Annotated in this window: 17 protein-coding genes; 14 read left to right on the forward strand and 3 right to left on the reverse strand. The window is 73.9% G+C overall.

Features of this window, described 5'->3' with window-relative positions:
• Positions 1–26 precede the first annotated feature (26 nt).
• Positions 27–227 carry an endonuclease/exonuclease/phosphatase family protein gene (locus AC4F3Q_RS08945; protein WP_491039661.1) on the forward strand — a complete coding sequence of 67 codons (201 nt, stop codon included), beginning with the start codon at positions 27–29 and terminating at the stop codon, positions 225–227.
• Positions 228–977: 750 nt separating this feature from the next.
• Entirely contained in the window at positions 978–1,673 is a 696-nt protein-coding gene (locus AC4F3Q_RS08950) for an endonuclease/exonuclease/phosphatase family protein (RefSeq protein ID WP_491039662.1), read from the forward strand.
• Positions 1,674–1,692: 19 nt separating this feature from the next.
• On the opposite strand, the gene AC4F3Q_RS08955 is transcribed toward AC4F3Q_RS08950, so the two are convergent.
• Both AC4F3Q_RS08955 and AC4F3Q_RS08960 read right to left on the reverse strand, forming a co-directional pair.
• On the reverse strand, positions 1,693–3,288 hold the full coding sequence (locus AC4F3Q_RS08955) for a sensor histidine kinase (RefSeq protein WP_491039663.1): 1,596 nt from the start codon (positions 3,286–3,288) through the stop codon (positions 1,693–1,695).
• Positions 3,285–4,028: a response regulator transcription factor gene (locus tag AC4F3Q_RS08960; RefSeq protein WP_491039664.1), complete on the reverse strand. Its 744-nt coding sequence runs from the start codon at positions 4,026–4,028 to the stop codon at positions 3,285–3,287. The genes AC4F3Q_RS08955 and AC4F3Q_RS08960 overlap by 4 nt, the downstream gene beginning before the upstream one ends.
• A gap of 155 nt (positions 4,029–4,183) precedes the next feature.
• Between AC4F3Q_RS08960 and AC4F3Q_RS08965 the strand changes: the two genes are divergently transcribed.
• Positions 4,184–5,245, forward strand: coding sequence for a phosphatase PAP2 family protein (locus AC4F3Q_RS08965; RefSeq protein WP_491039665.1), 1,062 nt, complete (start codon positions 4,184–4,186; stop codon positions 5,243–5,245).
• Positions 5,246–5,269: 24 nt separating this feature from the next.
• Here the strand turns inward: AC4F3Q_RS08965 and AC4F3Q_RS08970 are convergent, their stop codons facing one another.
• Complete coding sequence (locus AC4F3Q_RS08970; RefSeq protein ID WP_491039666.1) at positions 5,270–5,962, reverse strand: YoaK family protein; 693 nt, start codon at positions 5,960–5,962, stop codon at positions 5,270–5,272.
• A 94-nt stretch (positions 5,963–6,056) separates the two neighbouring features.
• Here AC4F3Q_RS08970 and AC4F3Q_RS08975 point away from each other — a divergent pair, with 94 nt between their 5' ends.
• The 11 genes from AC4F3Q_RS08975 to AC4F3Q_RS09025 all read left to right on the forward strand — a co-directional run bounded on the left by AC4F3Q_RS08975 (position 6,057) and on the right by AC4F3Q_RS09025 (position 19,043).
• The gene (locus AC4F3Q_RS08975; RefSeq protein WP_491039667.1) at positions 6,057–7,130 is read left to right on the forward strand and encodes an acetamidase/formamidase family protein; all 1,074 of its coding nucleotides are present in this window, start codon (positions 6,057–6,059) and stop codon (positions 7,128–7,130) included.
• On the forward strand, positions 7,127–8,752 hold the full coding sequence (locus AC4F3Q_RS08980) for an AtzH-like domain-containing protein (RefSeq protein ID WP_491039668.1): 1,626 nt from the start codon (positions 7,127–7,129) through the stop codon (positions 8,750–8,752). The genes AC4F3Q_RS08975 and AC4F3Q_RS08980 overlap by 4 nt, the downstream gene beginning before the upstream one ends.
• An 83-nt stretch (positions 8,753–8,835) precedes the next feature.
• Positions 8,836–9,372: a 2-oxo-4-hydroxy-4-carboxy-5-ureidoimidazoline decarboxylase gene (gene uraD, locus AC4F3Q_RS08985; RefSeq protein WP_491039669.1), complete on the forward strand. Its 537-nt coding sequence runs from the start codon at positions 8,836–8,838 to the stop codon at positions 9,370–9,372.
• Positions 9,369–9,689 carry a hydroxyisourate hydrolase gene (locus AC4F3Q_RS08990; RefSeq protein WP_491039670.1) on the forward strand — a complete coding sequence of 107 codons (321 nt, stop codon included), beginning with the start codon at positions 9,369–9,371 and terminating at the stop codon, positions 9,687–9,689. The genes uraD and AC4F3Q_RS08990 overlap by 4 nt, the downstream gene beginning before the upstream one ends.
• 1 nt (position 9,690) lies before the next feature.
• Positions 9,691–10,596, forward strand: coding sequence for a factor-independent urate hydroxylase (gene pucL / locus AC4F3Q_RS08995; RefSeq protein ID WP_168448092.1), 906 nt, complete (start codon positions 9,691–9,693; stop codon positions 10,594–10,596).
• A 10-nt stretch (positions 10,597–10,606) separates the two neighbouring features.
• Positions 10,607–12,019 (forward strand): allantoinase AllB, encoded by a 1,413-nt coding sequence (gene allB / locus AC4F3Q_RS09000; protein WP_491039671.1) that lies wholly within the window; start codon positions 10,607–10,609, stop codon positions 12,017–12,019.
• Positions 12,020–12,069: 50 nt separating this feature from the next.
• A complete protein-coding gene (locus tag AC4F3Q_RS09005) occupies positions 12,070–13,287 on the forward strand; it encodes a pyridoxal-phosphate-dependent aminotransferase family protein (protein ID WP_491039672.1) in 1,218 nt (405 codons plus the stop codon).
• Positions 13,284–14,546, forward strand: coding sequence for an allantoate amidohydrolase (locus tag AC4F3Q_RS09010; RefSeq protein ID WP_491039673.1), 1,263 nt, complete (start codon positions 13,284–13,286; stop codon positions 14,544–14,546). Before AC4F3Q_RS09005 ends, AC4F3Q_RS09010 begins: the two co-directional genes overlap by 4 nt.
• On the forward strand, positions 14,543–15,424 hold the full coding sequence (locus AC4F3Q_RS09015; protein WP_491039674.1) for a MurR/RpiR family transcriptional regulator: 882 nt from the start codon (positions 14,543–14,545) through the stop codon (positions 15,422–15,424). Before AC4F3Q_RS09010 ends, AC4F3Q_RS09015 begins: the two co-directional genes overlap by 4 nt.
• Positions 15,415–16,263, forward strand: coding sequence for an FAD binding domain-containing protein (locus AC4F3Q_RS09020; RefSeq protein WP_491039675.1), 849 nt, complete (start codon positions 15,415–15,417; stop codon positions 16,261–16,263). Before AC4F3Q_RS09015 ends, AC4F3Q_RS09020 begins: the two co-directional genes overlap by 10 nt.
• The gene (locus tag AC4F3Q_RS09025; RefSeq protein ID WP_491039676.1) at positions 16,260–19,043 is read left to right on the forward strand and encodes a molybdopterin-dependent oxidoreductase; all 2,784 of its coding nucleotides are present in this window, start codon (positions 16,260–16,262) and stop codon (positions 19,041–19,043) included. Before AC4F3Q_RS09020 ends, AC4F3Q_RS09025 begins: the two co-directional genes overlap by 4 nt.
• The last annotated feature ends 133 nt before the right edge of the window (positions 19,044–19,176 follow it).

Genomic DNA, 19,176 nt, shown 5'->3' on the forward strand with positions numbered 1-19,176 from the left:
CGGGCGTCCTCCCGTAGCCTCGGACCGTGCGGCTTCGGGTGATGACCTACAACATCAAGAGCCTCGAGCTCGACGGTGCTGGCGCGCGCCGCGTCGTGCGCGCGCAGCGTCCGGACGTCCTGCTGCTGCAGGAGGCGCCCCGGTGGGTGCGGGGTCGACGTCGCCCCGTCTCATGGCGACGAACTTCTCTCAAGCTTGGCCGCGTCTCCCATCGTGGGTATCTGTGAGATTGGATGACGAGAATGTTGGAAAGTGGCGTGCCTGGGTGGCTCGAGCGCCTTGATACGGCGCTCCGTAACGTGCAAGACGAGCATATTTGTTACTTCCCCGCTCCGGCGCCAGGGATTCCTTTAAGTCAGGCGCCGTGGCCCGCTATTCCGCCGGCCGAGCTCCAGGACATGGAGTCCTGGTGGGACTGGGCGGCCTCCTTCGATCTGGGCGAAGAGGTAGCGCGAAACCTGCTCTACCTCCCCTTAGGGGGCGTGGCGCTGCCCGCGGAGTACGCAGCCGGGCACGCCGATTGGTATTGCATGATTGCGGCCCAGACGCAGCCCGCGGAGACTGCGGACTCGTACTGGAGTCCGTCGTGGATGCCGCTCATCGGATCGCCCGAGGTGGCCTGGGCTGTCGATGTGGCAGACGACCGGGCTCCTGTGATCTTCGCGCCTCTGGACGGAGACTCATCCAAGGTGGTCGGTTACGGAGGCGTCCGGTGGTTGGCGGACACGTTGAGCGAGCTGCTCGAGCACGGATTCTTCCGCAGGAACTATGACCGAGGTGCGCCGTGGGACCGATCGGGGCTGCCGCTGCCCGAGTCTCTTCGGGAGTTGCGCGTGTTCACGGAGCCCGGATACTAGGGTCGCGCGACGCAGCGCGCTCAGAGGTATCGCCGCCCGTCGTTCGGAGTCCCTCGGGCGGTGGCCGCGACGCCAACGGGCGGTGCTGCGCGCCCCGGACGTGCCGCATAGCCTCGCGGTGTGGACCTGCGCGTGATGACGTACAACATCAAGAGCCTCGAGCTCGACGGTGCTGCCGCGCGCCGTGTCGTGCGCGCGCAGCGTCCGGACGTCCTGCTGCTGCAGGAGGCGCCCCGGTGGGTACGGGGTCGACGCCGCACGCGCAGCTTCGCGCGGGACGTCGGCATGGTCGTGGTCGCGGGTGGCATCGCGGGACGGGGTGCGGCGATCGCCGTCGCCCCACATCTCGTGCCTCAGGTCGTCGAAGGGCGGGGCGTGGCGTTCGAGCCACGGACGGTGCGCTTCCGCCAAGGGTTCCCGACGCCGCGCGGCTACGCGCTCGCCCGTCTTGCCCGCAGCGACGGAGAGGGCGGGGTGCTCACGTTCGTGTCGGTGCACCTGTCTGCGCAGCGCCCGCAGCGTGCACAGCACGTCCCCGTGTACGTGGAGCTGGCGGCTCGCGAGGCGCCGGACCTGGTGCTCGGCGGCGACCTCAACGAGAACCCGCGCGGGCCGAGCGTCCTCGCGCTCCAGCCGCCGCTGCGGGACGCCGACGCCGACCAGGCGCACACCGAGCCCGTGGACGTGCCACGCACCAGGCTCGACGGGTTCCTCGTCGGCAGCACAGTCACGGTCCACGGGGTCACCGTGCCGGACGGGCCCGACGTCCTCGTCGGAAGCGACCACCGTCCCGCCGTGCTCGACATGAGCTGGTAGGGCCGCGGCCCGGGCCCCGTCAGGCCGGGCGGGGCAGGTGGACGCGGAACGTCGTCGCGCCGGGCGTGGTCGTGACGCTGAGCTCGCCGCCGTGCGCGGCGACGATCGCGTGCGCGATCGCGAGCCCGAGACCGGTCGATCCGGCCTCGTGACCGCGTGCCGAGTCGCCCCGGGTGAAGCGGTCGAACAGGAGCGGCAGCAGGTCCGGGGTGATGCCGGGACCGTCGTCGGACACGTCGACGTCGACGCCTCCGTCGGCAGCCGCGCGCAGCCGGAGGGTCACGCTCGTCCCCGGTGAGGTGTGCACGCGCGCGTTCGACAGCAGGTTGACGAGCACCTGGCGCAGGCGTGCGTCGTCGCCCGTCACCTCGAAGGCTGTCGCGTCTTCGTCCTCGGCGGGCAGGTCGAGCCGCCAGACATGGTCCGGGCCCGCAGCGTGCGCGTCCGCCAGGCACTCGACCGCGAGCTGCAGCAGGTCGACCGTCTCGCGCTCGAGCGGCCGGCCGGCGTCGAGCCGCGCGAGCAGCAGGAGGTCCTCGACGAGCCCGGACATCCGCACCGACTCGGACTCGATCCTGGCGAGAGCCTGGGAGGTCGCCGCGGGCACCTGGTCGTCGGAGCGGCGCACGAGCTCCGCGTAACCGCGGATCGAGGCGAGCGGGGTCCGCAGCTCGTGGGAGGCGTCCGCGACGAACTGCCGGACCTGCGTCTCCGAGGTGAAGCGAGCGGAGAGCGCCTTCTCGACGTGGTCGATCATCCGGTTCAGCGCGGCCCCGACGCGACCGACCTCGGTGCGCGTGTCGTCGTCGTCGACCCGCTCGGGGAGGTTGACCGCGCCCTCGTGCAGAGGAAGGTGGGCGATGCGCGTCGCAGTGTGCGTGACGTGCGCGAGCGGGCGCAGCGCACGCCGCACGAGGATGCTCGCGGCGATCGCCGCGAGCAAGCCCGCTGCGACGCCGATGCCGATCTCGACCGTGAGGTACCTCGTCAGGGTCGCCGTCGTGCCGTCGAGCGACAGGCCCGTGACCTGGATCGACGACGGCGTTGTTGCGGTCGCGCCGTCACGCTCGACCGCGACCACCCGGTAGGAGCCCAGCCCGGGCAGGTCGACCGTCCGTGGAGTGCCGTCAGGTTCGACCGATGTGAGGATCGCGAGCTGGTCCGCTGTGAGGTCTTGCACGGTGCCGTCATCGTCGAGATACCCCTGCTCGCGCACCTCGCCCTCCTGGAGGCGCAGCCCCAGGGTCCCTGTGGACTGGCCCGGTACCGCGAGGAATGGTGGGCGGCCGTCGCCGACGTGCGGGGCGCCCGGCGCCGTCGTCGACGGATCGGTCACGTCCGACGGCGACGGTACGTCGTCAGGGACCGGGAAGGCGGGAGCGCTGCCGTCCGGCGCACGGCCCGCACGCATCGACGCGGCACCGAGCGAGTCGTCGATCCGCTCGACGAGGCTCGCACGCAGTGCGAGCGTCGAGACGGTGGCGAGAGCGAGGCACACGCCCGCGAGGAGCGCGACGACCGTGACGACGAGGCGGCGCTGCAGCGACCAGGCTCGACGCGGGGCGCGACCCGCAGCGTCCGCGACCGGGGCACGGGCGCCAGGTCCGGCCGTCACACGACGTCCACGCCAGGCTTGAGCACGTAGCCCACCCCGCGCAACGTGTGGATCATGGGCTCGCGGCCAGCATCGATCTTCTTGCGCAGGTACGAGATGTACAGCTCGACGATGTTCGCCTGCCCGCCGAAGTCGTAGCTCCACACCCGGTCGAGGATCTGCGCCTTCGACACGACCCGACGGGCGTTGCGCATGAGGAACCGCAGCAGCTCGAACTCGGTCGCCGTGAGGTGCACGGGCGTGCCCGCCCGCACGACGTCGTGGGCGTCCTCGTCGAGCACGAGGTCACCGACGACGAGAACCGCCTCCTCGCGCTCCTGTCGTGCGCCCGCGCGGCGCAGCAGGACGCGGAGCCGCGCGACGACCTCCTCGAGGGAGAACGGCTTCGTCACGTAGTCGTCGCCCCCCGCCGTCAGTCCCGCGACCCGGTCCTCGACCGCGTCCTTCGCCGTGAGGAACAGGACAGGCGCGTGGCAGCCACGCTCCCGGATGCGGCGCAGGACCGCGAGGCCGTCGAGGTCGGGAAGCATCATGTCGAGCACGACGACGTCGGGATCGTGGGTGCGTGCGACGTCGACTGCGGACCGGCCGTCGTGCGCGGTACGCACGTCCCAGCCCTCGTAGCGCAGGGCGGTCGCGACGAGCTCTGCGAGGTTGGGCTCGTCATCGACGACGAGTGCGCGGATCGGCTGTCCGTCCGGGCGGGTGAACTCCGAACGGTCGACAGCGGGCGGGCTCATGGGACGAGCGTGCCCCGCCGCCCTGCGAACCACGTCAGGGGCTCCTGTGCGTCACCTGTGAGGCTGCTGTCCCCAGCGGACACTCTGGGCGAAACGACGCGACGCCCCGACCGGGTCTGCGCGAGATCCACACACCGACGCCCTACGGTGGACGGGTGAGTCTTCCGCCGACCCGCCCGCACGAGCAGCAGCGCCCCGATGCCCCGACCGTGCCGATCGCACGAGTCGAGCCGCGGACGCCAGCTCTCGGCACCCCCGCGCTCGGGACGCCCGCCGCTGCCCCCGGGGGCTCGCACGCGCCCGCGCACGCGCGACCCGCAGGCGACACGACGGCGTCGACCCGCACCGTCGTCGACGCGACGGAAGCGCGTGTCGCACCGCGCGTCGTCGGCCTTCTCGTCGCCCTCCTCGGCGTGGTCGCGCTCGCGTACGTGACCCGGCTGGCCCTCGGGACCGTCTGGGGGCAGGCGCTCGACGAGAGCGCGCTCGCGGGCACGTCGTTCGGCAAGGGCACGCTGTGGAAGGTCGGCGAGCCCGTGCTCGACGTCGTCTCCAACTCGTTCGTCGTCCTCGCCCTCGGCGGGGCGATCCTCATCTCCCTCCTGCGTCGCCGTTGGGGCCTCGCGGCCCAGGTCGTGGTCCTCGTCGCGGGAGCGAACCTCACGACGCAGATCCTCAAGCACCAGGTGCTCGAGCGTGGGCACCTCGGCGTGCTGACCGAGCGTCCGGGCAACTCGCTCCCGTCCGGGCACACGACGGTCGCGGCGTCGGTGTCGATCGCGCTGCTGCTCGTCGTGCCGCGCAGGATGCGGCCCGCGGTCGCGCTGCTCGGCGCCGTGTACACGGCGCTCACGGGAGTCTCGACGCTCGTGGGGGGCTGGCACCGGCCGTCCGACGTGGTCGCGGCGCTCCTCGTCGTCCTCGTGTGGACGGCGCTCGTGCTCGCGCTCACCCCGTCGACAGGTATCGACCGGAAGGCGAAGCACACGTCCGTCGGGACGACCGTCGCGACGACCCTCCTCGCGATCGGCACGGCCGTCGCGGGAGTGCTCGCGGCCGGTCTGCTGACCGGCGCGGTCAGCCTGTTCGCAGACCGGGGCCAGGAGGTCGTCGACTACGTGGGGACGGCGTTCGCCGTCGTCGCGACGACGGGACTCGTCTTCATGGTCAGCCTGCTGCTGCGCCAGTCCACGGCCCGGGGCCGCGCGGAGTACTGACCACCGGGCACCCCGGGGCCGCGCTCAGCGGTGGTGGCGTTCGTGCACCGCGCCCACCGCGGCGACGGCCAGCGTCACGAAGGCCGACGCCGCAAGACCCGCCGCGAGGTCGATCCGCAGCAGCAGCGCACCCGCACCAGCCCCGGCAAGGATGAGCACGACCGCGAGGAAGCGGCGCCCGCTCCCGCTGCCCGCGGCGCGCGCCGCACCCGAACCGAGCACGGAGTCCGCAGCCAGACCCGTGATCGTCGACGTCACGACGACCGTCGTCACGTCCTTGACCGCGATGACGCGGGCGACCGCCGCCTGCAACCCCATGACGGCGCCGAGGACGCACGTCACGCTCACCGCGAGCACGTGCGGAAGCTCGGGGACGAGCAGCACGGTCAGCGCGAGCGCCGCCATGACACCACCGACCACGCCGAGCAGCGCCGTCGACCGGCTGCTCCAGCCGCCACGGCCGCGCAGCGCCCGCCCCGCCACCGCAGCCCCCGCCATGAACCCGCCGAGGGCGACGACCGGGCCGAGCACGGGCAGCCCGTCGGCACCCATGAGGCCCATGCCGAGGATGACGACGTTGCCCGTCATGTTGCCGGTGAACACACGGTCGAGGCCGAGGTAGCCGACCGCGTCGATGATGCCGGTCGAGAAGGTCAGGATGAGCATGAGCGCCAGGTGCATCCGGTCGGACGCGACGCCGCGAATTCGGTCGATCACGTGGACCATTGTGCGGGGCCGTCCGCTCAGCCTTGTGACACGTTCGTTTCATGGCGGAAAACTGCTGTTCGCAGCGTCCTCCTACCGTGGCGGCATGTCACACGAGATCTTGCACCGGGGAGCGGGCCCGACGACGTCGCCCACCTATCTGCCTGCCGAGCTCGACACCGTGCTGTGGGGACGCCTCCCGTGCGCCGCTGACGCGCCGGTCCTGACGATCGACCCGGGCACCGCGGTCACGTTCGACACGATCAGCCACGAGGGGATTCTCGAGGACCAGGGCCGCGACCCGCGCGCCTTCTTCGGGGGCCACGGCGTGGACGGCGACCACGTGCTCGACGACGCGGTCGAGCTCGCGGCGTCCGACCATCCCCGCACGTGGGGGGTCGACGGGCCGCACGTCGTGACGGGCCCCGTCCGCGTCGCCGGAGCGCGTCGCGGCGACCTCCTCGCGATGACGCTCGTCGACGCGACGCCGCGCGTCCCGTACGGCGTCATCTCGAACCGGCACGGCAAGGGCGTGCTGCCCGGGGAGATGCCCGCGGACGGTGAGACGTTCTCGGCGTTCGCCGCGGTCGACGAGGCCGGCACGCACGGCCTGCTGCCGCTCGTCCCGGGCGGTGAACGGCACGTGCGGTTCCCGCTCGCGCCGTTCCTCGGGATCATGGGCGTCGCGGTCGACGACGACACACGCCCCCACTCGGTCCCCCCGGGCGCGCACGGCGGCAACATCGACATCAAGCTCCTGACGGCCGGCAGCACGCTGTACCTGCCGATCCAGGTCGACGGCGCGCTCGCGTACGTGGGCGACCCGCACTTCGCGCAGGGGGACGGCGAGGTCGCGCTCACGGCGATGGAGGCGTCGCTGCGCGCGACCGTCCGGTTCGACGTCGTGGCGCGCGAGGACGCGGTCGCGCAGTTCGGCGACCTCGTCGGGCCGCTCGCACGCACGAGCGAGCACCTCGTGCCGACGGGCATGGACGAGGACCTCGACACGGCGGTCGCGAACTGCGTGCGGGCGGCGCTCGCGCTGCTCGAGGCGCGGTACGGCATGGACCGGCGGATGGCGTACGCCTACCTGAGCGCTGCGACGGACTTCGACATCTCGCAGGTCGTCGACGTGGTCAAGGGCGTGCACGCGCGCATCCGTCTGGCGGACTTCGCATGAGCGCGGACCTGCTCACGGCGGCCGTCCTGCACGCAGACGGCGAGGTTCCCGACGGCCTGCTCGAGGCGTTCTGGGCGTACGAGCGCGCCCTCGGCACGGACGACGTCGCGGAGCTCGACCGGCTCTTCGCTGCGGGCCCGCACACGCTCCGGGGCGACGCTGCGGGCCTCCTCGTGGGGCACGCGCAGATCGCCGCGTTCCGGTCCTCGCGCGGGGGAGCGCCGAGCCGCACGGTCCTCGAGGTGCACGTCCGGACGATCACGCCCGACGACGCTCTCGTCGTCGCCGTGACCGCGCTCGCGCGCGGAGGACGGGGGCGGCAGACGCAGCTCTGGCACCGCGGGTCCGACGGATGGGCCGTGCGCGCGGCCGACGTGACCGTCCCGGCGCCGCGCGTGGACGGGCGGGTGTGGCGCGTCGTCGGCGAGCCCCTCGTCCCTGGAGCGCGCCCGGAGGCGCACGCGCAGCGCGGGCACGGCGCCGCTCCGGGGGCCCCGCTCCCGCTCGCAGGCGAGACCGTCGCCGTGAAGGACCTCTTCGCGGTCGCCGGCCAGCGCATCGGCGCAGGCAACCCTGCCTGGCTCGCGGGAGCGCCCGTCGAGACGCAGCACGCCTGGGCGGTCGCGGCGCTCGTCGACGCGGGCGCCGACGTCGTCGGCATCGCGCGCACCGACGAGCTCGCGTACTCCCTCGCCGGGACCAACGCGCACCACGGCACCCCGCCCAACCCCGCCGCTCCTGGAAGAGTCCCCGGCGGCTCGACCTCCGGCCCGGCGTCGGCCGTGAGCCTCGGGCACGCGAGCATCGCGCTCGGCACGGACACCGGTGGCTCCGTCCGCGTTCCCGCTGCTTACCAGGGCCTGTGGGGACTGCGCACGACCCACGGCGCAGTCCCGCGCGACGGCCTCGTGCCGCTCGCCCCCTCGTTCGACACGGTCGGCTGCCTCGCCCGCACACCCGAGGTGCTCGCGCGGGCGACGCACGCGCTCCTTCCCGGCACCTCCGTCCCGGCGGACGGCGCGAGCCGCGCAGCCGACGTCGTCGTGCTGCCCGCGCTCGTCGCGCACGCAGACCCGGACGTCGCGGACGCGATCCGCGCCTTCGCCGCACTGCAGGGCTGGGAGACCGCAGAGATCCTGGGCGGCGCCGACCTGCCCGCCTGGCGCACCGCCTTCCAGACCGTCCAAGCCTGGGAGGCGTGGCGCGCGCACGGCGCATGGCTCGAGGAGGTCGGCCTCGACGTCCTCGGCGCGGACGTGCGCGCCCGCTTCGCGCACGCCGCGACCGTGACCGACGCCGCCGCCCGCAGCGCCCGCGAGGTTGTCACCCAGGTCCGCGAGACGATCCGCGCCGCCCTCGGCGACGCGATCGTCGCGCTGCCCGCAGCCTCGTCCGTCGCACCCTCCCTCGCGGGCGGTACCGCCGACGCGGCCACCGTCGACGCGGCCCGGCAGCGGACGATGGAGCTGACCTGCATCGCCGGGATCGCAGGCCTGCCCGCGCTCACCGTCCCCCTGCGCACCGCCGCAGGACTGCCGTGCGGAGTGAGCCTCCTCGGCGCCCCGGGGCGCGACGCCGAACTGCTCGCCGTCGCCGTCACCCTCGCCGCCCGGCACCGCTGACACAGGTTTTACCTCACCGAAACAGGCGTTGCAGCCCGCTTAACATCCGCTCCGTACCGTCGAGAGCGGAGAGGAGGTGACGCATGAACGTCACCGAGTTCAACGCCCTGACCAGGGACGACGCGATCGCCGCGCTCGTCGCGTGCGCCGCCGTGCCCGCCTGGGCCGCCCAGGTCGCCGACGGGCGGCCCTATGCCGACACGCAGTCGCTGCTCGCCCACGCCGACCACCTCGCGGCCGCCTGGACCGACGACGAGGTCGACGCCGCGCTCGCGGACCACCCCCGCCTCGGCGAGGACCACGCGGGGACGGGGGCGAGCGCCGAGGCGTCCGCCCGCGAGCAGGCCGCCCTGCGCGCGAGCGCCGACCCGGGCGAGCGCCTCGCCGCGGGCAACCGCCTGTACGAGCAGCGCTTCGGCCGCGTCTACCTCGTCCGCGCCGCAGGCCGCACCGCCCCCGAGATCCTCGCCCTCCTCGACGAGCGGCTCGGAAACGACCCCGTGACCGAGCTGCGCGTCGTCGCGCGCGAGCTCCGCGAGATCTGCGCGCTGCGCCTCGCCGGTCTCCTCGACCACGCGCTGACCAGCGCAACTCTCGACCCGACGGGCGGACCCGCATGACCACGTTCTCCTCGCACGTCCTCGACGCCGCCCACGGCGGCCCCGCCGTCGGCGTCCACCTCGAGCTGCGCGACGCCGCAGGCAGCGTCGTCGCGAGCGCCCGCACCGACGGTGACGGCCGCTTCCGGCTCGACCGCGAGATCGCCGGCGGCCCTCACGACCTCGTCATCGCTGCAGGGGACTACCTCACCGCGGTCGACACCCCCACGTTCCTCACGCGGGTCGTCCTCGGCTTCGAGGTCGACCCCGCCCAGGACCACTACCACGTGGCTCTCCTCCTGAGCCCGTTCGCCTGCACCGCCTACCGAGGGAGCTGACATGACCACCGCCTCCGACATCGTCCTGGGAGCCAACCAGTACGGGAAGGGCGAGGTTCGCCTCGTGCGCGTCACCCGGGACTCCGCGACGCACCAGATCGAGGACCTCAACGTCACGACGCAGCTCCTCGGCGACTTCACCGACTGCCACGCGACCGGCGACAACGCCAAGGTCGTCGCGACCGACACGCAGAAGAACACGGTGTACGCGTTCGCTCGCGAGCACGGCATCGGCACCCCCGAGGAGTTCCTGCTGCGGCTCAGCAAGCACTTCACCGGCAGCTTCGAGTGGGTCACCGGCGCGGTGCTGTCCGCGGAGTCGTACGCGTGGGACCGGATCGCGGTCGACGGCGTCGGCCACGACCACGCGTTCGCCCGGGCGGGCGGCGAGGTGCGCCGCACGACCGTCATCACGGAGGGTGACGAGACGGTCGTCGTCTCGGGCTTCACCGACGCGACCGTGCTGAAGTCGACCGGTTCCGAGTTCCACGGCTTCCCGCGCGACCGCTACACGACCCTCACCGAGACGGACGACCGCATCCTGGCGACGTCGGTCACGGCCTGGTGGCGCTACGCGAGCACCGACGTCGACTTCGACAAGACCTACGACGCCGTGCGCCGGCTCATGCTCGAGACGTTCGCGACGCAGCACTCGCTGTCGCTCCAGCAGACCATCTTCGAGATGGGCAGCGCCGTGCTCGAGGTGTTCGACGAGATCGTCGAGGTACGCCTCTCCTGCCCGAACAAGCACCACTTCCTGGTCGACCTCGAGCCGTTCGGGCTCGACAACCCGGGCGAGGTCTTCTTCGCCGCCGACCGCCCGTACGGGCTCATCCAGGCGACGGTCGAGCGTTCGGGCGGCACGCGTCGCCCCGACGTCTGGGCTGCCGTCGCCGGGTTCTGCTGAGGGCGGCGCGATGACTCCCGACGTGCGGACGGCCCCGGTGCAGGCGCCCACGCCTGGGCCCGGCCCGGTCGGCGTGCTGCGCGCCCGCCAGGTGCTCGTCGACGGCGCGCTCCGGCCGGCGACGCTCGTCCTCGCCGAGGGCCGGGTCGCGGCCGTCGCACCGTACGACGCCGCACCGTACGACGCCGCATCCGCGGACACGTGGACCGTGCCGGACGGGCACGTCGTCCTGCCGGGCGTCGTCGACACGCACGTGCACGTCAACGAGCCAGGCCGCACCTCCTGGGAGGGCTTCGCGTCCGCGACGCGCGCCGCGGCACGCGGCGGCGTCACGACGGTCGTCGACATGCCGCTCAACTCGGTCCCGCCCACGACGACCGTCGCGGGCCTCGAGGCGAAGCGCGCGGCGGCGACCGCTGCGGGGCTCGCGGTCGACGTCGCCCTGTGGGGCGGCGCCGTCCCCGGCAACGTGCGCGAGCTCGCGGGCCTGTGGGACGCGGGCGTCATGGGTTTCAAGTGCTTCCTGTCACCCTCGGGGGTGCCCGAGTTCGGGCACCTCGAGGACGACGCGGCGCTCGACGAGCACCTGCGCGAGATCGCCCGGCTGGACGCGCTCATGGTGGTCCACGCGGAGGACCCGGCCGAGCTCGAGGCCGCCGCCCACGGGCCGAGCCGCTCCTACCAGGACTTCCTCGCGTCCCGCCCCGACTCCGCCGAGACCGCAGCGATCGCGCGGCTGATCGACTCCGTCCGGCGCACGGGCGCCCGCACGCACCTCCTGCACCTGTCGAGCGCCCGCGCGCTCGACCTCCTCGTGGACGCCCGCGCTGAGGGCCTGCCGCTCACCGTCGAGACGTGCCACCACTACCTGTGCTTCGCCGCCGAGTCCATCCCGGACGCGGCGCCGCAGCTCAAGTGCTGCCCGCCGATCCGCTCCGAGGCCAACCGCGACCTGCTGTGGCAGGCGCTCGCCGACGGCGTGATCGACTGCGTCGTCTCCGACCACTCGCCCTCGACCGCCGACGAGAAGCAGCGCGGCGACGGCGACCTGCAAGCCGCGTGGGGCGGCATCTCCGGCCTCGAGGTCGGATTCGTCGCCCTCGCCGACGAGGCCCGACGCCGCGGCGTCTCCCTCGCGGACGTCTCACGCTGGACGTCGGCCGCGACCGCGCGGCTCGTCGGCCTCGACGCGCGCGGCAGCCGTCCGGCCAAGGGCCGGATCGCCGTCGGCTCCGCCGCGGACCTCCTCGTCTACGACCCGCACGCGCGCGTCGTCGTCGACCAAGAGCTCCTCGCGCACCGCAACCCGATCTCCGCGTACCACGGGCGCCAGATCCGTGGCGCCGTCACGACGACCGTCCTCGGCGGGCGCGTCCTCGACCTCGAGGCGCCCGCGGGAGGCGCGCTCCTGACCCGGCCCTGACCCTCCCGACCCTCGCCGCCCGACCCGCACCCGACCCCCGAAGGACCACGATGTCGAGCCAGATCGCACCACCGCCCCGCCTGCTCATGGGCCCGGGCCCGGTCAACGCGGACCCGCGGGTGCTGCGCGCGATGTCCGCCCAGCTCGTCGGTCAGTACGACCCGGTCATGACCGGCTACATGACCGAGACGATGGGTCTCCTGCGCGGCGTGCTCCGCACGGACAACGAGCAGACGCTCCTCGTCGACGGCACCTCCCGCGCGGGCATCGAGGCGGCGCTCGTGTCGCTCGTCGAGCCGGGCGACCGCGTGCTCGTCCCCGTGTTCGGGAGGTTCGGGCACCTCCTCGTCGAGATCGCCGAGCGGTGCGGCGCCGAGGTGCACACGATCGAGAGGCCCTGGGGAGAGGTGTTCGAGCCCGAGGAGATCGAGGCGGCCGTCGAGCGCGTACGGCCGTCCGTCGTCGCGGTCGTCCACGGCGACACGTCGACGACCCTCGCGCAGCCGCTCGGCGGGCTCGGCGAGATCTGCCGACGCCACGACGCGATCCTCTACGTCGACGCGACCGCGTCCCTCGGCGGCAACGACCTCGCGACGGACACGCTCGGGCTCGACGTCGTCACGGCCGGCCTGCAGAAGTGCCTCGGCGGGCCGTCGGGCAGCGCACCGATCACGCTCTCCGAGCGTGCCGTCGAGCGGATCGTCGCCCGCCGCCACACCGAGGCGGGCATCCGCGACGCCGACGAGCAGGACGCGGCCGGCCGCCGCATCGCGTCGAACTACCTCGACCTCGCGCAGATCATGGACTACTGGGGGCCGCGCCGCCTCAACCACCACACCGAGGCCACGACGATGCTCTACGGCGCCCGCGAGTGCGCCCGCCTCCTCGTCGAGGAGGGCATGGACGCCGCCGTCGAGCGCCACCGCCTGCACGGCGCGGCCATGGCCGCGGGCGTCGCGGGCCTCGGCCTCGAGCTCTACGGCGACCAGCGGCACAAGATGAACAACGTCGTCGGCGTCGTCATCCCCGACGGTGTGGTCGGCGACGCGGTCCGCAGCGAGATGCTCGCCGACTACGGCATCGAGATCGGCACGTCCTTCGGGCCGCTGCACGGCCGAGTGTGGCGCATCGGCACGATGGGCTACAACGCCCGCAAGGACGCCGTGCTCACGACGCTCGCCGCGTTCGAGCAGGTGCTGCGGCGCGCAGGCGTGCGTGTCCCGCCGGGCGGCGGCGTCGACGGAGCCCAGGCGGTGTACGCCTCATGACGGCCACCACGCTCAGCCCTCTCGTCACGGACGTCCTCGCGCGCTGCGACGAGCTCGCCGCGATCTCCGCGCGCCCCGACCGCCTCGAGCGCCTCCACCTCACTCCCGAGCACGCCCGCGCGCACGACCTCGTCGAGCAGTGGATGCAGGCCGCCGGCATGCGCACGTGGCAGGACGCGGCAGGCAACCGCTGGGGCCGCGTCGAGGGCGCGACGCCCGGCCTGCCCGCGCTCGTCCTCGGCTCCCACACCGACACCGTCCCCGACGCAGGCCGCTACGACGGCATGCTCGGCGTGGTCCTCGCGATCGCCGTCGTGTCCCAGGTCGCCGACCTGCTCGCGGACGCGCCGTTCGCGATCGAGGTCGTCGCCTTCAGCGACGAGGAAGGCACCCGGTTCGCGACGCCGCTCCTCGGCTCCCGCGCCGTCGCCGGCCTGTGGGACCCGGCGCTCCTCGACGTGACCGACGCCGACGGCGTCAGCCTCTGGGGTGCCCTCGAGGCGTTCGGCCTCGACCCCGAACGCGTCGGCGAGGCCGCCCGGCACCCTGCCGAGATCGTCGGCTACCTCGAGACGCACATCGAGCAGGGCCCCGAGCTCGAGGCAGCCGACCGGTCGCTCGCCGTCGTCTCGTCGATCGCCGGCGCCCGACGCTTCGCGATCACCGTCACGGGCGAGGCCCGGCACGCGGGCGGCACGCCGTACCCGCGGCGGCGCGACGCGCTCGCCGGCGCGAGCGAGATCGTCGTCGCGATCGAGGCAGCCGCCCGCCCGACCGCCTGCCTCGCCACCGTCGGCCGCCTCACGGTCGAGCCGGGCGCCGTCAACGTCATCGCGGGCCGTGCCGAGCTCACGCTCGACCTGCGCGCCGAGAGCGACACCGAGCGCGACGCGATGTACGAGCGCCTCCTCGACGAGATGCACGTCGTGTGCGCGCGCCGCGGCCTCGCCCTCGACGTCCGCGAGACGCACTCCGCGCCGTCGACCCCGTGCGCCCCCTGGCTGCAGGACGCCGTCGCGGACGGCGTGCGCGCCTCGGGAGACCCCGACCCGACCGTCATGTGGAGCCGTGCAGGTCACGACGGCATGGCGGTCGCTGCGGTCGCCGACGTCGGCATGCTGTTCCTGCGCTGCCACGACGGCATCAGCCACCACCGCGACGAGGACGTCCGTGCGGTCGACGTCGCCCGCGCCCTCGAGGCGTTCGAGGCGGCGGTCCGCTCGTGCGCCGGCCGCGTCGCCGGGAGCCAGGCACGATGACCGCCCGCCCGGCCGACGCCGCGCACCGCACCGTCGTCGACGTCCCCCCGGCCACGCGCATCGAAGCGCGTATCGAGGCCGCGATGAGCGAGCTGTCCCGCCAGGAGCGGCGCGCCGCCGAGACCCTGCTCGAGCACCTCGGCGACCTCGCCACCTACCGTGCGAGCGAGCTCGCCAGGCTCGCGGACGTCTCCAAGGCGACGATGAGCCGGCTGTTCCGCAGCCTCGGCTTCGCCGACTTCGAAGAGGTGCGCGAGCACCTGCGCGACCTGCGGTCCGCAGGCGAGCCCCGCCACGTCGAGGCGCCGTCGTCCCTCGTGGCGCGCGCCCACGCGGAGGCGGAGGTGGTCCGTGAGGCGCTCGCCGTGCTCGACGACGCCGTCGTCGCCGACGTCCAGGACCACCTCGTCGCCGCGCGGCGCGTGCTCGTCCTCGGCTGGCGCAACAGCTACCCCGTCGCGCTCCACCTGCGCGAGCAGCTCCTGCAGGCGCGCAGCCTGGTCGTCGTCGCACCGACGCCCGGGCAGGTCGTCGGCGAGGAGCTCGTCGATCTCGGTCCGGACGACGTCGTCGTCGCGGTCGGCTTCCGGCGCCGTCCTACAGTCTTCGGGCCGGCCGTCGCCGCAGCCGCCGCGACCGGCGCCTACGTCGTGCTGCTCTCCGACCCGTCAGGGCACCGGCACGCCGCGTCCGCCCACGCGTGGCTGAGCTGCCCCGTCGCATCGGGGCTCGCGTTCGACAGCTACGCGGCGCCCATGGCCGTCGCGGCAGTCCTCGCCGACGGCGTCCTGGGACGCACGGGGCCCGCCGGTCGCGAGCGCACGAGCCGCATCTCGCACAGCTTCGAGGCTTTGCAGGAGGTCGAGCGATGGATCTGACCACCGTCACCAGCTACCGGCGCGCCCGGACCGTCGACGACCTCGAGCTCGCCCCCGGCGAGACCTTCGTCGCGGGCGGCACCTGGCTCTTCTCCCAGCCGCAGCCTGGCGTGACGGGGCTCGTCGACCTGACCAGCCTCGGGTGGGAGGACTGGGAGGTGCTGCCCGACGGCGACCTGCGCGTCGCCGCGACCTGCACCGTCGAGCGCCTCCAGCAGGTCCCGGCGGGCGTCGTCGGCCCCGCGCACGCGCTCGTGCGGTCGTGCGCGGACGCGTTCCTCATGTCGTTCAAGGTCCAGACCGCCGCGACCGTCGGGGGCAACGTCGCCATGGCGCTCCCGGCCGGCGCGATGATCTCGCTCCTGGCCGCCCTCGACGCGACCGCCGTCGTGTGGGGGCCGGGCGGCCCGCGGCGCGAGGCCGTCGCCTCGCTCGTGCGCGGGGTCCGCGAGACGAGCCTCGCGCCCGGAGAGGTGCTGCGCGCGATCGACGTGCCGCGCCGCGCGCTCGCAGGCCGCCACGCGATGCGCAAGATCGCCCTGACGAGGCTCGGGCGCTCGTCGTGCGTCGTCGTCGGCCGCGTCGATCTTGACGGCACCGCGACCGTGACCGTCAGCGCGGCCACGCCGCGCCCCGCCGTCCTGCGCTTCCCGACGCTCCCGACATCCGCCGACCTGCGCGACGCCGTCGCGCACGTCGGCACGGACGTCGGCTGGTATGCCGACGCGCACGGCCCCGCCGACTGGCGCGCCGCGATGGCCGCCCAGCTGGCCGAGCAGGTGCGGGACGAGCTCGCGACACCCGAGCAGGAGCAACCTGCCGGACAGGAGGACCGATGAGCATCACGATCGACGGCCGCACCGCGGCGAGCGAGCCCGCGCCGGGTCAGTGCCTGCGCACGTTCTTGCGCGACGAGGGCGCGCTCGGCGTGAAGAAGGGCTGTGACGCGGGCGACTGCGGCGCGTGCACCGTCATGCTCGACGGTGCCCCCGTGCACTCGTGCCTCACCCCCGCCCACCGCGCCGAGGGGCGCGAGGTCACGACCGTCTCCGGGCTCGGTACGCCCGAGGCGCTCAGCACTGTCCAGCAGCGCTTCGTCGACGCCGCGGGGTTCCAGTGCGGCTTCTGCACCGCCGGCTTCGTCGTCACGGCGTCCGCGCTCGCCGACGACAGCGGCGACCTGCCGCCCATGACGGACACCGAGCTCGAGCGCACGTTCAAGGGGAACCTGTGCCGCTGCACGGGGTACCGCTCGGTGCGCGACGCGCTCGCCGGGACGTGCAACGTCGACCGGGCGGCGCACAGCAGCGCGGGCGACGCCCCGCACGGACGCTCCCTCGCCGCGCCCGCGGGCCCGCGGATCGTCACGGGGACCGAGGAGTTCACGCTCGACCAGCCGACCGTCGGGGTGCTCCACCTCGCGGTGCTGCGCAGCCCGCACGCGCACGCCCGCATCACCGCGATCGACGCGACACGTGCCCGCTCCCTCCCCGGTGTGCGGCTCGTGCTCACGCACGAGGACGTGCCCGACGTCCTGTACTCGACGGGCCGCCACGAGTCACGGCTCGACGACCCGGACGACACGCGCATGCTCGACCGTGTGGTCCGCTTCCGCGGGCAGCGCGTCGCGGCGGTCGTCGCGGAGTCGGTGCGGATCGCGCACGCGGCGATCGAGCTGATCGACGTGACGTACGAGGTGCTCGCGCACGTCGTCGACCCCGAGCTGGCGCGTCAGCCGGGCGCGCCGCTCGTGCACGGCGACAAGGAGCCGGACGCGAGCCGCATCGCCGAGCCGGGGCGCAACGTCGTCGCGCAGACGCACGGCGAGGTGGGCGACGTCGCGGCGGGCCTCGCGGAGGCGGACGTCGTCGTGACGGGCACGTGGCGCACTGCTCGCGTCACGCACGCGAGCCTCGAGACGCACGGCGCGCGCGCGTGGGTCGACTCGGCGGGGAGGCTCGTCGTGCGCAGCTCGACGCAGGTGCCGTTCCTCGTGCGCGACGAGCTCGCGCACGTCCTCGACCTCGACCCTGAGCGGGTGCGCGTCTTCACCGCGCGCGTCGGCGGCGGGTTCGGCGGCAAGCAGGAGCTGCTCGTCGAGGACCTCGTGAGCCTCGCCGCCCTGCGGCTCGGGGAGCCCGTGCAGTGGGAGCTGACGCGCGAGGAGCAGTTCGCGGCCGTGCCGCTGCGGCACCCGATGCGCGTCTCGGTGACCCTCGGCGCTCGCTCGGACGGGACGCTCACGGCGATGCAGGTCGACGTCCTCTCCGACACGGGCGCGTACGGCAACCACGGCCCCGGCGTGCTGTTCCACGGCTGCCACGAGTCGGTCGCGACGTACCGCTGCGCCAACAAGCGTGTCGACGCCGAGGCCGTCTACACGCACAACCCGCCGTCGGGCGCGTTCCGCGGGTACGGGCTCGGCCAGGTGGTGTTCGGCATCGAGTCGGCGATGGACGAGCTCGCGCAGCGGCTCGGCATGTCGCCGTTCGACCTGCGGCGGCGCAACGTCGTCGTGCCTGGTGACGACTTCGTCGTCAACGGACCGCCCGGCGGCGACCTGGCGTTCGGGTCGTACGGCCTCGACCAGTGTCTCGACCTCGTCGAGGCAGACCTCGCCGCGGCGGTCGCGCGCGGGGTCGACGCCGACGTGCCCGCGGGCTGGCGCGTCGCCGACGGCATGGCGGCCGCAATGATCGCGACGATCCCGCCGCGCGGCCACCACTCCTACGCCGCAGTCACGATGGGGCTCGACGGGTCGGTGACCGTCGCGGTGGGGACGGCGGAGTTCGGCAACGGCACCGCGACCGTGCACACGCAGCTCGCCGCGACCGAGCTCGGCGTCCCCGCGGACCGGGTGCGGCTGCAGACGGCGGACACGGACACGTCCGGCTACGACACGGGTGCGTACGGCTCGACCGGGTCCGTCGTCGCCGGCGGCGCCGTCGTGAACGCCGCGCGGGCGCTGCGCGACGCGCTCGTGGCGCGCGCCGAGGAGCGCGTCCTCGCCCCGGTCGGGGCCGTCGCCGGGACGAGCGCGGGGGCCCGGGTCGCCGAGACGCCGCGAGAGACGGGTCGCGTCGACGCCGACGGCGTCGTCGTCGCCGGGGTCCTCGTGCCGTGGCAGGTGCTGCTCGACGAGCCGATGACGTGCGAGGGCGAGCACCACGGCTCGCCGCGCTCGGTCGCGTTCAACGTGCAGGGCGTGCTGGTCGCCGTCGACCCCGCGACGGGAGAGGTGCGGGTGCTGCACGCGGTCCAGGCGGTCGACGCGGGCGTCGTCGTCAACCCGGAGCAGCTGCGAGGGCAGGTCGAGGGAGGGTTCGCGCAGGGCCTCGGTGGCGCGTTGTACGAAGAGGTCATGCTCGACGACGGCGCCGTCACCACCCGGACGTTCCGCGACTACCGGGTGCCGCAGATGGCGGACGTCCCGCCGATCACCGTCCTGTTCGCCGACACGTACGACGCGATCGGGCCGCGCGGCGCGAAGTCCATGAGCGAGGCGCCGTACAACCCGGTCGCCCCGGCGGTCGCGAACGCGATCGCTCGCGCGCTCGGCGTGCGGCCGCACGAGCTGCCGATGTCCCGCGACCGCGTCTGGCGTCTCGCGAACGCCTGAGGCGGGTGCGGGACGGCCGTGGTCCCGCCGGGCGGCGCCGTCGCCGAGGGAGGCCACTGCCCGCGAGGTAGGCCCCTGCACGGGAGGTAGGGGGCTGCAAGGCACTGTCTCGCGTGGGCGCCTCTGTCTCGCG

It is taken from the genome of Flavimobilis sp. BM9, from assembly GCF_058313055.1.

Excerpts from the sequence above, each read along its gene's own strand:
- AC4F3Q_RS08960 (WP_491039664.1), bottom strand. The coding sequence starts at position 4,028 with ATGAGCCCGCCCGCTGTCGACCGTTCGGAGTTCACCCGCCCGGACGGA.
- AC4F3Q_RS09005 (WP_491039672.1), top strand. The coding sequence starts at position 12,070 with ATGTCGAGCCAGATCGCACCACCGCCCCGCCTGCTCATGGGCCCGGGC.
- uraD (WP_491039669.1), top strand. The coding sequence starts at position 8,836 with ATGAACGTCACCGAGTTCAACGCCCTGACCAGGGACGACGCGATCGCC.
- AC4F3Q_RS08980 (WP_491039668.1), top strand. The coding sequence starts at position 7,127 with ATGAGCGCGGACCTGCTCACGGCGGCCGTCCTGCACGCAGACGGCGAG.
- AC4F3Q_RS09025 (WP_491039676.1), top strand. The coding sequence starts at position 16,260 with ATGAGCATCACGATCGACGGCCGCACCGCGGCGAGCGAGCCCGCGCCG.
- AC4F3Q_RS09020 (WP_491039675.1), top strand. The coding sequence starts at position 15,415 with ATGGATCTGACCACCGTCACCAGCTACCGGCGCGCCCGGACCGTCGAC.
- allB (WP_491039671.1), top strand. The coding sequence starts at position 10,607 with ATGACTCCCGACGTGCGGACGGCCCCGGTGCAGGCGCCCACGCCTGGG.
- AC4F3Q_RS09010 (WP_491039673.1), top strand. The coding sequence starts at position 13,284 with ATGACGGCCACCACGCTCAGCCCTCTCGTCACGGACGTCCTCGCGCGC.
- AC4F3Q_RS08990 (WP_491039670.1), top strand. The coding sequence starts at position 9,369 with ATGACCACGTTCTCCTCGCACGTCCTCGACGCCGCCCACGGCGGCCCC.
- pucL (WP_168448092.1), top strand. The coding sequence starts at position 9,691 with ATGACCACCGCCTCCGACATCGTCCTGGGAGCCAACCAGTACGGGAAG.
- AC4F3Q_RS09015 (WP_491039674.1), top strand. The coding sequence starts at position 14,543 with ATGACCGCCCGCCCGGCCGACGCCGCGCACCGCACCGTCGTCGACGTC.
- AC4F3Q_RS08975 (WP_491039667.1), top strand. The coding sequence starts at position 6,057 with ATGTCACACGAGATCTTGCACCGGGGAGCGGGCCCGACGACGTCGCCC.